We start from the raw sequence: 17,195 nt of genomic DNA, 5'->3' as shown, positions 1-17,195 counted from the left end.
GTCGCAGAGATGTGAGGTGGATCTTATGGATTTAACAAATGAAGAAATGCTAGAAAAAGCCAAAAAGCCTGCAGAAGAAGCAATAAAATTGCATCGTTTCTATCACGGGAAAATGCAGACAGTGCCAAAGTGCTGCATTAGGGACATATCGGACTTCGCCATATGGTACACGCCGGGCGTGGCGGAACCATGCAGGGAAATACAGAAAAATCCCGATCTAGTTTACGAATTTACCAATAAGGCCAACGCGATAGCAGTTGTGACCGACGGGACAAGAGTGTTGGGCTTAGGTGATATAGGACCTGAAGCTGGATTGCCTGTGATGGAAGGAAAGTGCATGCTCTTTAAATACTTAGGTGGCGTTGATGCCGTAGCCATCTGCCTTGACACAAAAGATCCTGATAAATTTATAGAGACGGTTAAGAATTTAACTCCAGCCTTTGGAGGAATTAACCTGGAGGACATCGCCCAGCCAAAATGCTTTTACATACTTGACGAACTTAGGAAGGATTGCAAGATACCTGTATGGCATGACGATCAGCAGGGAACGGCTGCGGTTAACTTGGCAGGTTTATATAGCGGACTTAAAATCACGGGCAAAAAAATCGATGATATAAGAGTTGGCTTCTTAGGTTGCGGGGCAGCAAACGTGGCTACAATAAGGATATTAATTAGCGCAGGCGTTAACCCTAAAAACGTGCTAATTACGGATAGTAAAGGTGTTATTTACTCGGGGAGAAGCGATCTTGATGACGTAAAGTATGACGTTAAGCGCCATCTCGCTCAAATCACAAATCCTGATGGCATAAGCGGAGGCCAAGAAAAAGTTTTCGAAGGCGCAGATGTGGTGTTCTGTTATACCAAGCCGGGGCCTGATGTGGTGAAAAAAGAATGGGTCGCAAAGATGGCCAAAGACGCAATGCTCTTTGCTTGCGCCAATCCAGTCCCTGAAATATGGCCCTGGGAGGCTAAAGAGGCTGGCGCTCGAATCGTGGCCACGGGTAGATCCGATTTTCCTAATCAAATAAATAACTCTTTAATCTTCCCTGCTGTATTTAGGGGGACGTTGGACGTAAGGGCATCTGCGATCACTGATGAGATGTGCATTGCCGCAGCTAAGACGCTTTCTGACTGTGCAGAAAAGATAGGTTTGCATGAAGATTATTTGATACCGACGATGGACGAAACGTGGGTGTACCCGGAAGTTGCTGCATCTGTGGGGGTGAAGGCGATTGAACAGGGCCTGGCAAAGATTACCATGTCTCGGGATGAATTGATCAAGGTGGCGGAGGAGAAAATAAGAATCGCTCAAGAGACCACAAAGATGCTCATGAAAGAGGGGTTGATAAAATCTGTATAATTTTTAAATAAAATGGCCGATATCATATTTAGGGATTGTCAGCATCGCCGAGTATCTTTGGATCCACGATGAAATCGAGGGTTTAGCCATCTGTTTCTTTGTCCTTAAATTGTACTTTGATGGCAAATGCTTATTCTTCCAAGACTAAGTCTAATGTGAATTGCGTTTTTGGCATAATGTTATGGTGGCAAGAACCTCCTTTACAACGAGTTTCGTTGGTTTTTGCCACCATAACAATTTTTATGTCAAATTTTCCATGCAAGGATTATGTTGCTCGATTTTTTTGACAAGGTCTAATGATAGTGATAATATTTCGCCAGAATGTAGTTAACGATGCCAATAATGCTAACAATGCTAACATATAGTTAAATGGGGAGGGTATAAAATGAGAAAAGTATTGTCGATTTTATTTATTGTAGCCTTAGCGTTGTCTTTGACCGCAAGTTTAGCTAAGGCAGGCGGGGGAGATGCAGCAAACGATTATCCCAAAAGACCCGTTCAAGTCATTGTAGCTTACAAGGCAGGAGGAGGTACTGACGTTGGTGCCAGAATACTATGCTCTGTTGCAGAAAAAATACTAGGACAACCTTTGGTGATCGTAAACAAACCTGGGGCCGACGGCGAGTTGGGATATACGGAGCTTTGCATGGCGGATCCCGATGGCTATACCATAGGGTTTATAAATCTTCCTACATTTGTAAGCCTGCCCATGCAAAGAAACACCAGATATAAAAAAGAAGACGTTGAACCGATCTTGAACCATGTTTACGACCCTGGCGTGATAGTTGTGAGAGCTGATAGCCAATGGAATACCATAGAAGAATTTATACAATATGCGAAGGACCATCCCGGAGAAATAACGATTTCAAATAATGGCACGGGGGCTTCGAATCATATAGGGGCAGCCCACTTTGCCACATTGGCCGGTATCAAGGTCACGCATGTACCCTTTGGCGGCAGTGCAGATATGTTAGCAGCTTTAAGAGGTGGGCATGTAAATGCTACCGTTGCCAAAATAAGTGAAGTTGCAAGTCTTGCAAAAAGTGGGGAGCTAAGGATATTAGCCTCATATACGGAAGAGAGATTGGATGGTTTCGAAGACGTCCCCACGTTGAAGGAAAAGGGTTATGACGTCTTGTTTGGCTCAGCGAGGGGCTTGGTTGCGCCTAAGGGCACTCCTAAGGAAATTATTTCAAAGCTTCACGATGTATTCAAAAAAGCTATTGAATCTCCGGAACACATGGAAAAGGCTAAAAATGCGAACCTTCCAATTAAATATATGGGACCCGAAGAACTTAGAGAATATATGGAAAGGGAAGAAAGATATCTAAAAGAGGTAGTCCCAACGCTTGACCTAAATTAAAGCAGATATAAACTCGGCTTAGAAACTCGATATAATACATTGAAATAGATATAATCTTACAAGGAGAGGGTATAAATTACCCTCTCCCTTTTGCAAAAAGCTCATTTGCATCCTAGAAGGGAGAAAAGAGACGATAATATGAAAAAATACAGTAATATTTTAAATATTTTTCTTATCGTTTTTTGCTTTTTGTATTTTTATTTAGCAAAACAATTGCCTCATAAAGTGGCAGTATATCCTTTCCTCATAACGGCTATATTAGGAGTATTGACTTTAGTGCATATTATTCAAACTTTCATGAAAAAGGAAGAGGGAAAGAGCGAAGGTATTTTTGAGAATTTTCAAGGAAAACAGTTTTTATTTGTTATCACGTCATGCTTTGCTTATGTATTTGTGGTAAATGTTTTAGGTTTTTTTACGGCTACTTTCATATATCTCATGATTACTCTCGTTGGATTGAGGGTTAACAAATATATTGCGCTTATTACAACTATGGGTTTTTGCATTGCAGTCTACTTCATATTTTGTTCTTTTCTAAAAGTACCCCTTCCAAAGGGATTTATAATTTAAATTGGAGGCGGGGAAATGAACGATGTTGTATATGGAGTTATAAAAGCTTTAAGTATAACCAACTTATTTGCAGCATTTGCCAGCGTAGCTCTTGGAACTATAATAGGTGCATTGCCCGGTCTTACTGCAGCAATGGGAGTGGCATTGTTGATACCTATTACCTTTGGCATGTCCCCCAGCACGGGTCTTATCACCCTTGCGGGAGTATATTGCGGTGCGATTTTCGGCGGATCAATTTCTGCAATTTTGATAAATACCCCTGGTACCCCCGCGGCAGCAGCTACGGTCATAGAAGGATATCAACTTACTCTTAAGGGCAAGGCCGGCAAAGCTCTAGGTACGGCGGTTATCGCTTCTTTCATAGGAGGTATCCTTAGCAGTATACCTCTTTATTTGTTTTCACCTCCCCTTGCAAAATTGGCCTTGAAATTTGGGCCTGCTGAGTATTTTTGGTTGTCAATTTTTGGGCTGACCATAATAGCTGGAGTAAGCTCGAAATCTATCATAAAGGGTTTGATATCAGGTGCATTAGGTCTCATGCTTTCAACCATAGGCATGGATCCCATGTTGGGAGTGCCCAGATTTACTTTTGGTTCCCCTTATTTGATTTCAGGTTTGCCTATTACTGCTACTTTGATTGGTTTGTTTTCAATGTCACAAGTGCTTATATTGGCTGAAGAAAAGATAGTATCAGGCAGAAAGTTTGTAGATTTTGAGGACAAAGTAATGTTAAGCAAAGATGAACTCAAAAAAATAATGCCGACATGTCTGAGATCCACAGTTATAGGCTCGATTACAGGGATACTTCCGGGAGCAGGTGCAACTATAGGATCTTTTATAGGGTATAACGAGGCGAAGAGATTTTCTAAAAATAAAGACGAATTCGGAAAAGGTGCAATGGAGGGAGTCGCAGGTGCGGAAGCGGCCAACAACGCTGTTACAGGAGGATCCTTGATACCAACTTTGACGTTGGGCATACCCGGAGAAAGTGTTACCGCGGTTTTGTTAGGCGGACTAATTATACAGGGATTACAACCGGGACCTGATTTGTTTACCGTGCACGGAAAAATCACATATACATTTTTTGCTGGGTTTATAGTAGTTAATATCTTCATGCTGATACTCGGTTTATTTGGTTCCAAGATCTTTGCTCGAATATCACTGGTTCCAGATAATATTTTAATCCCTCTAATATTTTCGCTTTGTACTGTGGGTTCTTATGCCATTAATAATCAATTAGCCGATGTTTGGATCATGTTTGCATTTGGCATATTTGGATATTTCGTAAGGAAATTGGATTTAAATCCTGCCGCTATAGTTTTAGCTCTCATACTTGGCCCTATAGGTGAAACGGGATTCAGAAGGGCGCTTATTCTGAGTCATGGCAGTATTGGCATATTATTTTCGAGCGTAATTAGCAAGGTACTGATACTTTTATCGATATTTTCACTCTTCTCTCCCTTTTTAATGGAGAGGATGCAAAGATCTCGAGACTAAAAAAGTAATCTCCTCTCTCGGGGAAGTGAAATAACACTTTAGTATTCTTCTTATTTGAAGTAACTAAAGTGTTATTTTCAAATATATCGTAGTAATAGATCAGAGAAAAAGGCGATTTGGATGATAACGCAAAATGAAATTATAATGCGATTGGTATTGGCAGCCATAGTAGGAGGCCTAATAGGATTAGAAAGAGAAGTTAAAAACAGACCTGCAGGCCTGAGGACTCATATTTTGGTTACGGTAGGTTCTGCTTTAGTTATGCTTGTTTCAATTGATGCTTTCAAAAGTGGAGACCCTGCAAGACTTGCGGCTCAGGTAGTTAGCGGCATCGGTTTTTTGGGCGCAGGAACTATTTTAAGAGAAGGCAATGCAGTAAAGGGTCTTACAACGGCTGCTTGCATTTGGACATGCAGTTGCATAGGCTTGGGGATAGGGATAGGCTATTATTATGGAAGCATGATTACGGCAGGAATAGTTTTGTTCTCACTTGTGTCCTTAGGTTTCCTCGAGAAACAAATTGAACTTTCAAAAACAGAAGTATTAAGATTAGTTTGTAAAGAAAGGACAGGATTAATAGGAGATATAGGAACTTTGCTCGGAAGGCATGATGTTTCAATCAAAAACATCAATATAATAAATGAGGAAGTAAATGGCGAAGAAGAGATGATATTAGAAATATCCGTAATAATACCTAGAGAAGAACGGATTAGTTCAATTTGTGAGGAATTGAACAGTGTTGAAGGTGTAGAAAGCGTGAGTGCAAAAGGAAACATTAAAAAGGGGTTTAAAAATATTAGATTAGGCATGTAGTTTGAGAATAACTATGGATGTATCATGTGCGGGTAAAAGTTTTTGCCTTGCCCCTATTGACAAAAGTTCAAAGACCTGGTTAAATAACCTAAAGTTCAAAGAGGAGTGTATGTTAAATGGCCTTTGCATCTCTTCGAATAAGACGAGCTAGACGTATAAGACCTGATTCCACTCGTTCGTTCCATATAAGGGCGACGAGGGGGAAAGTAGGTCTGTGCTCGTCGACAGAGAGGGGATGCGATAGCTGAGAGCGTTCCTCGAGTGAAGCCGGACCGAAGAGAGCCCCTGAGCCAGCTCCGAAGAAAGGTTAAGCCAAGTAGGAGCTCGGGTGGCCTCCGAGAAAGGGCCGGCAAGAGGGCAGGGCCAAAAAGGTCCTAGCCAAAAAGGGTGGCACCGCGGGTGAATTAAAGCTCGTCCCTTAAGGGACGAGCTTTTTTTATTTATGAACATATTTTCGAGAGGGAGGAATTATGATGTACAAAGGTAAGGTAGTTTTAGCTTATAGCGGGGGACTTGACACTTCAGTTGCCATAAAATGGCTAATGGACCAGGGCTATGACGTGATCACTTTCACCGCTGATGTTGGGCAAGTTGTCGATTTGGAGGCATGCAAGGAGAGGGCATTGTTAACCGGTGCCTGTAATGCCTACGTCATGGATTTAAAAGAAGAATTTGTACAAGACTATGTGTGGCCGGCTTTAAAGGCTAACGCCATGTATCAGGGAACATATCCGTTAACGTCGGCGCTTTCTAGGCCTCTGATTTCAAAGTATCTCGCTAAGATTGCGGAGATCGAAGGTGCCGTTGCCGTAGCCCATGGTTGTACCGGCAAGGGCCAAGACCAAGTGCGCATAGAGGTATGTACTAAGGCATTAAAACCCGACTTAAAGATGATGGCGCCAGTTAGGGATTGGCATTTTTCTCGCGATGAAGAAATAGATTATGCTAAAGAACACGGCATTCCGATCACGGTGACGAAGAAAAGTCCTTACAGCATTGATGATAATTTATGGGGAAGGGCCATCGAGTGCGGTCCTTTGGAGGATCCCTGGACTGAACCGCCATCTGATGCCTTTACGCTTACGGTAGATCCTTGGAAGGCGCCCTATGGAGTCGAGTACATAGAGATCACCTTCGAGAAAGGGATTCCTGTGGCACTAAACGGCGAAGAGATGGATGGCGTAACTTTAATCGCAAAATTGAACCAAATTGCAGGCAAGTACGGTGTAGGGCGCATAGATATGATCGAAGACAGGCTGGTTGGCTTTAAAAGCAGGGAGGTCTATGAATGTCCAGCACCGGTTGTGTTGCTGCAGGCTAAAAAGGCTCTAGAGAAAATGACATTGTCTAAAGATGTAATAGCTACCAAAGCCGATTTGGAGTTGAAATACGCTGAACTGGCTTACGTTGGACATTGGTTTTCGCCTCTAAGGGAAGCTCTGGATGCCTTCTTTAACCAAGTGCAGAAGTTCGTAAACGGTGTCGTAAGGGTCAGGCTTTACAAAGGTCAAAGCGTGGTTGTTGGCCTTAAATCTCCTAATTCCTTATATGCAAAGGATCTTGCAACTTACTCAGTCGAAGATACCTTTGACCATTCGTCGGCGGTAGGTTTCATAAACATTTGGGGGTTACCCATAGTTACCTGGAAGCAGGTGCATGATCCCAAAAGTGTCGGATATGAAAGCGAGATCACCCTTAGTAAGGAAACCGTTAAATCCCAGGTTTGAAACCTGGTTAAGTAGCCGTGTTTGAGATAAACGATTAAATATTATTCACATAGCAAGGTAACGTCATGAATTTGCATCGACGTTACCTTGTTATGTGGTATCTCTCGCAAGATCCTTCAGCGATTGAAGCTCTTTTTGCGTAATTTCTGGGGATAAATATCCACAATAAGCTGTGTTGTTATGATATAAAGGTTCTTCTTTTAGCGCAGGAAGGCCCTTGGCACTTTCCTCAAACATAAAAGTCCCTGGGATGGGGGAGTACTCCGCCAATTTTACAGTCGCGCCCAGGGATTTAACGAAGATGATTGCCTTTTTAACGCTTTCATAATCTTGCCCGGGCAATCCTACGAGGATGTATGTTTCTATGTCGCTGTGAGAGTAACCTGCCTTTAACAGATTTTCTACAGCCCATATGTACTGAGGATCATGAACCTTATCGGAGCCGGCTTTTTGTACGGAAGGATCAGTGCTTTCCAGGCTAAGGCGTATGGTCTTAAAGCCCGTTTCGTAAAGGTAGCGCGCACAAGTTTCATCGATTTCCCGCACATGGAGTCCGTTTGGAGTATGGAAACGCAAATGCCCGAAGTTTTCCTTGAGTTTTTCGCACAAAGAATAAAAATGGCTTTCTTTGTCTATTAAGAGCGCATCATCGTAGAAGGCGATATCTTTTACAGTCGCGAAGCCGGATTGAAACGAGATCTCGTCAATTACTTGTTTTAGGGGCCGCTTTTCATATTGAGGCCACAGCTTTTTGGAAGCGCAGTATCTGCAGTTTAAAGGACAACCTATGGATGTAATCGTGACGCCGTATTCCGGATTTTTGTATAAGTCCAGGCTCGGACGAAAATAGGGTATTTCAAGGGGCATCGTTTGGACTCCGTCAGCGCCCATCTTTTGGGCGTGATTTGGGCAAAGCTGGGCGTATATGCCGCCAAGCAGTAAAGGAATTTTTGGAAAGAACTTTTTTACTATATCGATGCACCACTTGACGCCCAGATACCAGTAGGTCATGCCAGAAGTAATCAAGATGATATCAGGGTTTTTTATTTTACTCAGCATTTCTTCGAAAGATTCCTTTGTCATGCCGTAGCGGTAAAATTTGCGAGGAATGTGCTTGTAGGGCAAGGGTTTTTCTATCTCTATCCTCTTAGTTTTATAGCGACCATATGTCTTTGCCTTATCGCGACCCTCGTAGATGCAGTCGATCAAGTCCACGCTATTTCCTCGATGACGCAGGTATTCCAAGATGTAAAGCAACCCCAATGGTTTGGCCCAAAAATCAAAAAAGGCAAAATCAAATACGGGGGGATTAATCCCCAATATTTTTTTATGTCTCAAGTCTTTAAGATAAGCCGTAAAGTCACTCATAGGCTAAGTATATCGCAATCTGAAGGAAGGGGCAGGTAAATTATGTGGGTTGTGAGCTTGAAATTGCAGGGACTCAAGCCGCGTCACCATTAACGGCCGATGCTTTTATTAGCCCCAAAGTCGCTCAAAAATAGCTAAGTTTCTACGCAGGGCATGTAGATATTATTTCAGGTCCGTTGCTCGTTCCTATCCTCGTTGCTCCAGCTTTTATAAAAGCATGAGCGGTTTTAAAATCACGAATGCCTCCGGCAGCTTTGACCCCCATGTCTGCGGGCACATTTGCGCGAAGGAGCTTTATGTCTTCAACGGTAGCGCCACCACTCCCGAAGCCCGTTGAAGTCTTTACGAAGTTGGCTCTGGCCTTGGATGAGAGGCGACAAGCCCTTATCTTTTCTTCCTCAGTGAGATAACAACACTCCAATATGACTTTTACGGTAGCACCGGAAGCAGCAGCTATCACCGCCTCGATATCCTTTAAAACGAGATCATCGTCCCCATCTTTTAGAGCCCCAATGTTTATCACCATGTCTATTTCTTCCGCTCCGTTTTTAAGCGCATTTTTTGCTTCAAGTGCTTTCACTTCGGGAAAGGTTGCCCCAAGAGGAAACCCAACTACCGATGCCACCTTTATGCCCGAACCCTTGAGTAGCATAGCCGCTAGCTGAACTCTGGAGGGATTTACGCAGACAGCAGCAAAGCGATATTGCAATGCCTCTGCACACAGAAGCTCAATATGATTTTTGGTTGCCATCGGTCTTAAATTTGTGTGGTCGATATATTGCGCGATTTCTTTACTGGTCACGTCCATACCTCCTTTTTATTGTCCGTCATGCGTATTGATTATAAATAGAAGTTTGTGCAAAAGGTTTTGGGCAAGTTAGAAATGGGTCTGTTTGCTCAGATTGCATGATGTTACATCTATCACATAAATATATAATAAAATTTAGAAGGGGTGATCGAAATTAACTATCCTAAATTTCCGACTTTTTGAAAATGGCGCCAAGTAACCGCGAGGTGCTGGCTGCTGCAGGATTAAACTCCCTTGAAGGGAAGGCAAATGCGGGATAAATATTTATATTAGATTTTTCTACAGTACAGCAGAAGGTATTATGAATTGTTTCTTAAAGGATAAAGCTCTAAAATAATATGTGAAGCGTACATTGCTCTCCTTGCGAGACTGCATGGTAAAAGAAAGCCTTTATTAAGGAGGAGGAAAATGATCGAAAAGAGTTTAATTTCATCGTTGACCCAAGTTGATCCCCAAATTTGCGGGATGATGGAAGGCGAGTTAGCGAGGCAGCGCGATGGTTTAGAGCTAATTGCATCGGAAAATTTTGTCCCCCTGTCGATCCTTCAAGCCCAAGGTTCTGTGCTCACCAATAAATACGCAGAAGGTTATCCTCACAAAAAGTATTATGGCGGTTGCGAATTTGTAGAAAATATAGAGGAATTGGCCATAAAGCGCGCATGCGAACTTTTTGGCGCCGAACATGCAAACGTTCAGCCGCACTCGGGAACGCAGGCCAACATGGCCGTTTATTTTTCTGTCATGGAACCAGGCGATACGCTTTTGGCCATGAACTTAGACCAGGGTGGCCATCTTTCTCACGGACATCCACTTAATTTTACTGGCAAGTGGTACAAAATAGTGCCTTATGGGGTCAAGCCTGACACTGAAACGATAGATTACGATGCTGTTGAGGCTCTCGCCAAAGAACACAAGCCCAAAGTCATAGTAGCGGGAGCAAGCGCCTATCCCAGGTTTATCGATTTCGAGCGATTCCAAAATATTGCCAGGGAAGTTGACGCCATTTTAATGGTAGATATGGCCCATATTGCAGGTCTTGTTGCCGGTGGTGTCCATCCAAGTCCCGTTCCTTACGCCGATTTTGTTACCACAACCACTCATAAGACCTTGCGGGGGCCGCGCGGAGCCTTGATCTTGTGTAAAGAAAATTACGGTGCCCAACTTGATCGAACGGTTTTCCCGGGCACTCAGGGCGGACCCTTCATGCATGTCATAGCGGCGAAGGCCGTATGTTTTAAGCTTGCAATGCAGACCGAGTTTAAAGAATATGCTAAACAGATCGTCGCTAATGCCAAAGCTTTGGCTAAAGGTCTTAGCGAGCGGGGCTTCAGGCTTGTATCCGGGGGCACTGATAACCACATGATGCTCGTTGATCTGCGGAGCAAAAACATAACGGGCAAGGAAGCAGAAAAAGTCCTGGAAAGCGTGGGCATAACTGTAAATAAAAACATGATCCCCTTTGATCCCGAAAAGGCGATGATTACGAGTGGCATTCGTATAGGAACGCCTGCTCTAACCACTAGAGGAATGAAAGAAAAAGAGATGGATATCGTAGCCGAACTGATCGACAGGGCCTTGTCTCATCCCGATGACGAAGCTGAAAAAGAAAGAGTGCGCAAGGAAGTCAAAGAGTTAGTTCGCTTCTTCCCGCTTTATCCAGAGCTCAGCAATCCCTGGGGTTAAATAAAATTAAGACAAAGGTCCGATGTCTAGATCGGTATCGGACCTTTGTCAGATAAAGCCAAATCATAAGAGGCATCTTTAGAAACATCTTTAGTTGTGAGTTGTGTCGCTAAGAAACTCAAGATTAGTCCTTCTGTATTTTGGGCGCACAGTCACTATTTTATACTTTAGATTTTTCTTCATTATTACCTGATTACCTGTTGTCTGTACAGTTCTATATAAAATTGTTTAGTAAATCCTAATCAAGTCCATGGCGAGTCTTCAAGTAAAAAGCTTCAGGTGGTGCTGTTGGCAGCTCGCCTAAATTTTTTCGTGCCTCTAACACCTTTTTGGAGGATTTGTCACGATATTCGGTAATTTTCTCTCCCCATGATTCGTCGCATGTTGAAAGGATTTGTATAGCCAGCAAAGCGGCGTTAACTGCTTGTCCTATTCCTACGGTTGCAACAGGGACCCCGGAAGGCATTTGTGCGATCGAAAGAAGAGCATCAATTCCCTTTAGCGGTCCAACCTCTAAGGGAAGACCTATTACGGGAAGTGAGGTATTGGCAGCTAAGACCCCAGGAAGAGCTGCAGATAAACCAGCAGCCGCCAGGATTACCTTGATGCCGCGGTCCCTTGCATTTTTGGCGTAGCTCATGACGTCTTCAGGGGTCCTATGTGCCGATGCGATGGTCACCTCGAAGGAAACGCCCAATTCATTTAAGATATCAAAAGCTCCCTTTAAGTATTCTACATCGGAATTTGATCCCATTACTATCCCAATGAGTGGCTTTCCCATTTTCTTTCCTCCTTGGTTTTGGTTAAATGGCTTTTAAGAATTTTTTGAAAGGCCCATGAGGCATAGCTAGGTTCTTCGTATTTGTGGGTCAACATGAGAAAATTAAAGCTCAATTCATCCACTCCTGCAAGAGGAAGTTCCACGAGACTGCCCCGCAAGATGTCTTCTTGTATCGCGAGTTTGCTGGTTAAAGCAAGGCCTACTCGGTGTCTTACCGCCTCTTTGAGCAGGTCAATATTGCCTAGGTCTATGAAGGTTTCTATGTTTATACGATGTCTTTTTAAAAAAGTTACGGCGATATCGTTGATGCTTGATGGCGTCGAAGCAAAGACAAAGCGTGTTCCATCTAACTGGGAAGGATTTATTTTGTCCTTTTTCCTCCAGGGATGTTCTGGCCAGGCGATTAAGGCCATGCGGTCTTCGTATATCCTGGTTATGTTGAGGAAGGGCGACAGAATCGACGTTCCATCTGGAACGAACCCTATGTCGACGGCCTTTGCTTCGACGGCGGACCTTATCTCATGTGCGTCCAACGATTGTAGCGTCAAATCTATTTTGGGGTGCCTTTTATGAAATTCTATCAAGGGCTTCATGAGAAGATATTGTGCCAGATGATGGGTGCTGGCCAAATTTAGGCTTCCTACTTCCAAGCTCTTGGTTGCCTTAAGCTTGTCGGCTATTGAGTCCGTCTTTTCGATGATCTTTTTAGCTATTTCAAAAAAGACCTTCCCGTCGGATGTGATACATATGCGCCTTCCCCTTTTATCAAAAAGCTTTATTTCAAATTCTTCTTCAAGCGCCTTTATCTGTTGGCTCACGGCGGATTGTGTGATGAAAAGCCTTGAAGCCGCGCCAGTAATGGACATTTCATCGCAAACGGCAAGAAAGGTTCGCAGCTGCTGTAGGGTCATTTTTAAAAATCCCCCTTTGTCTGATCATCTAATAAGGTATGCCTAAAGTATATCAGAAATAAATATTAATTGTAACTTAAATAAATTCTAGTATAATAGAAACCAATAATCGATTATCATAGCGGTGAGGTTATTATGTTGAAGCAAGAAACCCTTCAAGAAGTTATGTGCCAAGTCTCACCTCAGACGGTAGTTGAGTTATGCTCCAAATTAGTAAGCATTCCAAGCACCTCAGGCAGGGAAGAAAAAATTGCTCATTTCTTGTCAGACCTCCTAAAAACGCTTGGTTACGATATAGTTACTATGGACGATATGGGGAATGTCGTTGGAAGGCAAATGCTAAATCCCGGGGGAAAGCGTCTGCTTTTTGAGTCTCAAATGGATCACGTCGATGTTCGAGACGCCATAGAATGGTCCTTTTATCCTTACGGAGGGGTAGTAAATAATGGTTATCTTTGCGGCAGAGGTGCCGTCGACGCTAAGGGAAGCTTAGCCGCGATGATCATAGCCGGTTCCGAGCTCAAAAGACATGCCAAATTTTTAGGCCTAAGCGGCGAATTGGCCGTAGCCTGTGTCGTTAACCAGGAAGTAGCCGAAGGAGTGGCCTCCTCCAAGGTGCATGAGCTTTTTGAACCTGACGGAGTGGTCATAGGAGAGGCGTCGAATTTGAACATCAAAAGGGGCCAGCGCGGAAGGGCGGAGCTTATCATCGAGGTTCAAGGTAAAAGTGCCCACACCTCTCTTCCGCTTTCGGGAGTAAACGCCGCAGAAAAGATGGTTTTTCTCCTTTCTTATATTAGGCAACATTTTTTGCCACCGCGCCATTACTTGCTTGGCGACGGGATCATGGTTTTAACCGATTTGACGACCTCGCCTTCTTCTGGAACTAGCGTTTTGCCCGACAGGTGCGTTGCCACCTTCGACAGGAGGCTTTTGAGTGGAGAGACGGAAGGGCAAGTCCTGGAGGAAATTTCGCGCCTGATATCGCTTGCAAGGGACATCGATCCTGATATTAACGCTGACGTAAGAATCTCAGAGGATTACGTGGAATGTTTTACCGGAAAGCGCATCAGGGTCAAACATTTTGCTTCGGGCTGGTTTTTTGAGGAAAGCGAAGAGCTCGTTGAAAAAGCTTTGAGGGGCTTGCGCTCGGCGGGGATGGATCCTTCTTTATCTGAGTCCGGCTTTGGCACGAATGGCTGTTATTATGGAGGAATAAAGGGCATTCCGACCATAAGCTTTGGTCCCTCGGAGGAAAAGCTGGCTCACACCAAAGATGAGCGCCTAGACGTAGATCAGCTCATAAAGGCCACGCAAGGGTATATGTCAATAGCTGCATCTTTTCTTGAAGGATAGCCTTCATTTGCCATTGCATCGATGAGTTCTTTGAATGAGCGGTTAAATCAGATGGTCGTTATCTAGTTCGAAAGGCACCGAAAAAGGAGGTATTGATCGTGGCCCTAGTAAAGAAGTTAAAATGCGTCCTTTGCGGAAAAGAGTTTGACCCTGAAAGTGACACTTTCACCTGCACGGACTGCGGACCTGACGGCACTTTAGACGTTTTATATGATTACGGGGAAATAAAGGGCAAGTTCACTCAGGAAGCTTTATCTCAAAGAAAGGAAAAAAGCATCTCGCGTTATATAGACCTTCTTCCCATAAGCGATCTCTCTTTTTCCCGAACCTAAAGGTCGGATGTTCCCCCCTGTATGAAAGCTCATTTTGGGCAAAAAAACTTGGAGTAAAACAAGTCTTAATAAAAGACGATGGCAGAAACCCCACGGCTTCTTTTAAAGACAGGGCGAGCTTTATAGGGGTAGCGAAGGCAAAAGAGGCGGGCGCAACGTCAATTTCATGTGCTTCTACTGGAAACGCCGCAAGTTCGCTGGCAGGGTGTGCTGCCGTTGGCGGCCTTGATTGCTACATATTTGTCCCGGAAAAAGCTCCCATAAATAAAGTAACTCAACTTTTGATATACGGGGCTAAGGTATTTTTGGTCAAAGAAACTTACGAAGATGCCTTCCGGTTGGCCTCGAAGGCAATTGAAACTTATGGTTGGTATAACAGAAACAGCGCCATAAATCCTTACCTGGTCGAGGGTAAAAAAACGTGCGCGCTTGAATTGGCTGAAGAGCTCTCCTTTGATCTTCCCGACAAAGTCTTTGTTTCCGTGGGCGACGGCTGCATAATAAGCAGCTTTTACAAGGGCTTCTACGACCTGAAACAAATTGGCCTCATAGATGAAATGCCGGAGCTCATAGGAGTTCAAGCCGAAGGCGCAGCTCCCATATATAAGGCATTTATAGGAGGAAAAAATTTTATAGCCAAGGAAAAGACCAATACCTTGGCAGATAGCATCGCCGTAGGAGAACCTCGAAACTGGGCCAAGGCGCTTCGCGCCGTAAGAAACTCAGGAGGTGATATGCTCACTGTTACCGATGAAGAGATATTAGAGGCCATGAGGTTGCTTGCCCGCACCACGGGGGTATTTGGAGAACCCGCAGGCGTCGCCAGTTTTGCCGGACTTTTGAAGTACGCTCAAAGCCATGAGTTGAAAGGCGACGAGAGGATAGCCGTGATCGTCACGGGCAATGGCTTGAAGGATTCAGAGAGCGCAAGAAAAGCTGCCGGCAGTCCTTTCGTCGTCAAGCCGACGCTTGAGGCAGTAAGCTGTATCCTCGATTCAATGAGTTAAACAAAACTAAATATAAACAAAAGGAGAGAGCGAAATTGATAGACCTCACCATTAACGAAGAAGTTTTAAAAAAGGCCGTAGAAAGGGCGAAAGAGAGGGGCATCATTCTTCCTACCTTTGAACAGATGAAGGATCCGACGAAGATTCCACAAGCCATTAAGGAGAAACTTAAGGAAGTAGGTCTTTGGGATGTAAATCCACTTAACCTCTTTCGCATAACCTGGAAGAACGAACCCAAAGAAAAGGGTGGAACTTTCGGGAAAGTCAACTACTTTGTGATGCCGAGCGAAATTACGGGCGTCAAAGCGAAGATCGTGGCTTTGGTCGGCAAGTGGTTTCCTACAGGTGCTCATAAAGTTGGCGCCACTTACGGTTGTCTCGTTCCTCGCCTCGTAACAGGACAATTCGACCCGACCTCTCAAAAAGCGGTATGGCCTTCTACTGGAAATTATTGCAGGGGCGGGGCTTACAACTCTCAACTTTTAGGTTGTGACTCTATCGCCATACTCCCTGAGGGGATGAGCAGGGAAAGGTTTGAATGGCTCAAAAGCGTTGCCGGGGAAATCATAACTACGCCCGGTGGCGAAAGCAACGTCAAAGAGATATTTGACAAATCTTGGGAATTGAAACGCACCAGAGAAGACGTAGTGGTATTTAACCAATTCGAAGAATTTGGAAACTACCTCTGGCATCACGAGGTAACCGGCAGTGCCATGGAAGAAGTATTGGCAGAAATCATGAAGCCTGAAGATAAATACTTTGGCGTCTCCTTGACCTCAGGCTCCGCCGGGACGCTTGGAAGCGGCGATTATCTAAAAAAAGTTTTCCCTCAAAGCAAAATTGCCGTTTGCGAAGCTAAACAATGCCCGACCCTCCTTTACAACGGTTTCGGCGATCACAGGATCGAAGGCATAGGCGACAAGCATGTCCCATGGATACATAACGTTAAAAATACCGATATGGTTGTCGACATAGATGACGAAGCCTGTCTGCGCCTGCTGAGGCTTTTTAACGAAGATGCTGGGAGAGAATACCTAAACTCAGTGGGTGTTCCACGCGAAGTAACGGACAACCTCTCGCTTCTTGGGATATCGGGCATAGCAAATGTCATTGGCGCAGTGAAGATGGCGAAATACTATGATCTCACCGAAAAAGACATAATATTGACAGTCTTCACCGATTCAGCCGAAATGTACCACTCAAGGGTAGAAGAAATGAGAGAAGCAGAGGGTCCTTACGACAAACAACTGGCAGAAAAGGACCTTCACGCCTACATGCTCTCTCAGACCACAGATTGGATGCTCGAGCTTTCTTATTACGACAGGTTCCGCATTCACAACCTCAAGTACTACACCTGGATAGAGCAACAGGGAAAATGTCCGGATGAACTGAATGCTCAATGGTACGATTACGAAAACTACTGGGAAAACATTCCCAAGGTGACGCCTAAAATAGACGAGCTAATCGAAAAGTTTAACGAAAGGACAGGCCTTTTGAAAGAGCTTAAATGAAATCGCCTTAGAGGGGGCTGCAATAACAATCGATGATTGTGTTGTCCATTTTGATTTGTATCATGTCTCTTTCTTCGCGAAGCTATGCTATTTTTAAGTGATTAGTAA

15 protein-coding genes are annotated in these 17,195 nt (G+C 44.0%); 11 read left to right on the top strand and 4 right to left on the bottom strand.

The window, feature by feature from the left end:
* Positions 1-25: 25 nt before the first annotated feature.
* From AC5SXE_RS00285 to AC5SXE_RS00260, 6 genes are all read left to right on the top strand, one after another.
* Positions 26-1,360 carry an NAD(P)-dependent malic enzyme gene (locus AC5SXE_RS00285; protein ID WP_323720776.1) on the top strand — a complete coding sequence of 445 codons (1,335 nt, stop codon included), beginning with the start codon at positions 26-28 and terminating at the stop codon, positions 1,358-1,360.
* Between the two features lie 385 nt (positions 1,361-1,745).
* Positions 1,746-2,723 carry a tripartite tricarboxylate transporter substrate binding protein gene (locus AC5SXE_RS00280; RefSeq protein ID WP_493916275.1) on the top strand — a complete coding sequence of 326 codons (978 nt, stop codon included), beginning with the start codon at positions 1,746-1,748 and terminating at the stop codon, positions 2,721-2,723.
* A gap of 138 nt (positions 2,724-2,861) precedes the next feature.
* Positions 2,862-3,293, top strand: a complete 432-nt coding sequence (locus AC5SXE_RS00275; RefSeq protein WP_493916274.1) for a tripartite tricarboxylate transporter TctB family protein — start codon at positions 2,862-2,864, stop codon at positions 3,291-3,293.
* A gap of 15 nt (positions 3,294-3,308) precedes the next feature.
* Complete coding sequence (locus AC5SXE_RS00270; RefSeq protein WP_493916273.1) at positions 3,309-4,790, top strand: tripartite tricarboxylate transporter permease; 1,482 nt, start codon at positions 3,309-3,311, stop codon at positions 4,788-4,790.
* Between the two features lie 120 nt (positions 4,791-4,910).
* Positions 4,911-5,603: an MgtC/SapB family protein gene (locus AC5SXE_RS00265; protein WP_493916272.1), complete on the top strand. Its 693-nt coding sequence runs from the start codon at positions 4,911-4,913 to the stop codon at positions 5,601-5,603.
* A gap of 473 nt (positions 5,604-6,076) precedes the next feature.
* Positions 6,077-7,330: an argininosuccinate synthase gene (locus AC5SXE_RS00260; RefSeq protein WP_493916271.1), complete on the top strand. Its 1,254-nt coding sequence runs from the start codon at positions 6,077-6,079 to the stop codon at positions 7,328-7,330.
* A 90-nt stretch (positions 7,331-7,420) separates the two neighbouring features.
* On the opposite strand, the gene AC5SXE_RS00255 is transcribed toward AC5SXE_RS00260, so the two are convergent.
* Both AC5SXE_RS00255 and deoC read right to left on the bottom strand, forming a co-directional pair.
* On the bottom strand, positions 7,421-8,698 hold the full coding sequence (locus AC5SXE_RS00255) for a B12-binding domain-containing radical SAM protein (protein WP_493916270.1): 1,278 nt from the start codon (positions 8,696-8,698) through the stop codon (positions 7,421-7,423).
* Positions 8,699-8,840: 142 nt separating this feature from the next.
* Positions 8,841-9,500 carry a deoxyribose-phosphate aldolase gene (gene deoC, locus AC5SXE_RS00250; protein WP_323720769.1) on the bottom strand — a complete coding sequence of 220 codons (660 nt, stop codon included), beginning with the start codon at positions 9,498-9,500 and terminating at the stop codon, positions 8,841-8,843.
* A 414-nt stretch (positions 9,501-9,914) separates the two neighbouring features.
* Here deoC and glyA point away from each other — a divergent pair, with 414 nt between their 5' ends.
* Entirely contained in the window at positions 9,915-11,189 is a 1,275-nt protein-coding gene (glyA, locus tag AC5SXE_RS00245; protein ID WP_493916269.1) for a serine hydroxymethyltransferase, read from the top strand.
* Between the two features lie 238 nt (positions 11,190-11,427).
* On the opposite strand, the gene purE is transcribed toward glyA, so the two are convergent.
* Both purE and AC5SXE_RS00235 read right to left on the bottom strand, forming a co-directional pair.
* The gene (gene purE, locus AC5SXE_RS00240) at positions 11,428-11,970 is read right to left on the bottom strand and encodes a 5-(carboxyamino)imidazole ribonucleotide mutase (protein WP_493916268.1); all 543 of its coding nucleotides are present in this window, start codon (positions 11,968-11,970) and stop codon (positions 11,428-11,430) included.
* On the bottom strand, positions 11,946-12,881 hold the full coding sequence (locus AC5SXE_RS00235; RefSeq protein ID WP_493916267.1) for a LysR family transcriptional regulator: 936 nt from the start codon (positions 12,879-12,881) through the stop codon (positions 11,946-11,948). The genes purE and AC5SXE_RS00235 overlap by 25 nt, the downstream gene beginning before the upstream one ends.
* A gap of 138 nt (positions 12,882-13,019) precedes the next feature.
* Here AC5SXE_RS00235 and AC5SXE_RS00230 point away from each other — a divergent pair, with 138 nt between their 5' ends.
* From AC5SXE_RS00230 to AC5SXE_RS00215, 4 genes are all read left to right on the top strand, one after another.
* Positions 13,020-14,237 (top strand): YgeY family selenium metabolism-linked hydrolase, encoded by a 1,218-nt coding sequence (locus AC5SXE_RS00230; protein WP_493916266.1) that lies wholly within the window; start codon positions 13,020-13,022, stop codon positions 14,235-14,237.
* A 98-nt stretch (positions 14,238-14,335) separates the two neighbouring features.
* Positions 14,336-14,569, top strand: a complete 234-nt coding sequence (locus AC5SXE_RS00225) for a hypothetical protein (protein WP_493916265.1) — start codon at positions 14,336-14,338, stop codon at positions 14,567-14,569.
* Positions 14,491-15,576 carry a threonine synthase gene (gene thrC, locus AC5SXE_RS00220; RefSeq protein ID WP_493916309.1) on the top strand — a complete coding sequence of 362 codons (1,086 nt, stop codon included), beginning with the start codon at positions 14,491-14,493 and terminating at the stop codon, positions 15,574-15,576. The genes AC5SXE_RS00225 and thrC overlap by 79 nt, the downstream gene beginning before the upstream one ends.
* Before the next feature lie 35 nt (positions 15,577-15,611).
* Positions 15,612-17,087, top strand: a complete 1,476-nt coding sequence (locus tag AC5SXE_RS00215) for a pyridoxal-phosphate dependent enzyme (protein ID WP_493916264.1) — start codon at positions 15,612-15,614, stop codon at positions 17,085-17,087.
* Positions 17,088-17,195 lie beyond the last annotated feature (108 nt).

The organism is Acetomicrobium sp. (genome assembly GCF_059026225.1).
The sequence above is the reverse complement of the archived record's forward strand: the minus strand, read 5'-3'. Positions and strand labels throughout refer to the sequence as shown.

What these genes read in the sequence shown, in the direction of transcription:
- AC5SXE_RS00285 (WP_323720776.1), top strand. Translation starts at nt 26, where the DNA reads ATGGATTTAACAAATGAAGAAATGCTAGAAAAAGCCAAAAAGCCTGCA.
- AC5SXE_RS00280 (WP_493916275.1), top strand. Translation starts at nt 1,746, where the DNA reads ATGAGAAAAGTATTGTCGATTTTATTTATTGTAGCCTTAGCGTTGTCT.
- AC5SXE_RS00275 (WP_493916274.1), top strand. Translation starts at nt 2,862, where the DNA reads ATGAAAAAATACAGTAATATTTTAAATATTTTTCTTATCGTTTTTTGC.
- AC5SXE_RS00270 (WP_493916273.1), top strand. Translation starts at nt 3,309, where the DNA reads ATGAACGATGTTGTATATGGAGTTATAAAAGCTTTAAGTATAACCAAC.
- AC5SXE_RS00265 (WP_493916272.1), top strand. Translation starts at nt 4,911, where the DNA reads ATGATAACGCAAAATGAAATTATAATGCGATTGGTATTGGCAGCCATA.
- AC5SXE_RS00260 (WP_493916271.1), top strand. Translation starts at nt 6,077, where the DNA reads ATGTACAAAGGTAAGGTAGTTTTAGCTTATAGCGGGGGACTTGACACT.
- AC5SXE_RS00255 (WP_493916270.1), bottom strand. Translation starts at nt 8,698, where the DNA reads ATGAGTGACTTTACGGCTTATCTTAAAGACTTGAGACATAAAAAAATA.
- glyA (WP_493916269.1), top strand. Translation starts at nt 9,915, where the DNA reads ATGATCGAAAAGAGTTTAATTTCATCGTTGACCCAAGTTGATCCCCAA.
- purE (WP_493916268.1), bottom strand. Translation starts at nt 11,970, where the DNA reads ATGGGAAAGCCACTCATTGGGATAGTAATGGGATCAAATTCCGATGTA.
- AC5SXE_RS00235 (WP_493916267.1), bottom strand. Translation starts at nt 12,881, where the DNA reads ATGACCCTACAGCAGCTGCGAACCTTTCTTGCCGTTTGCGATGAAATG.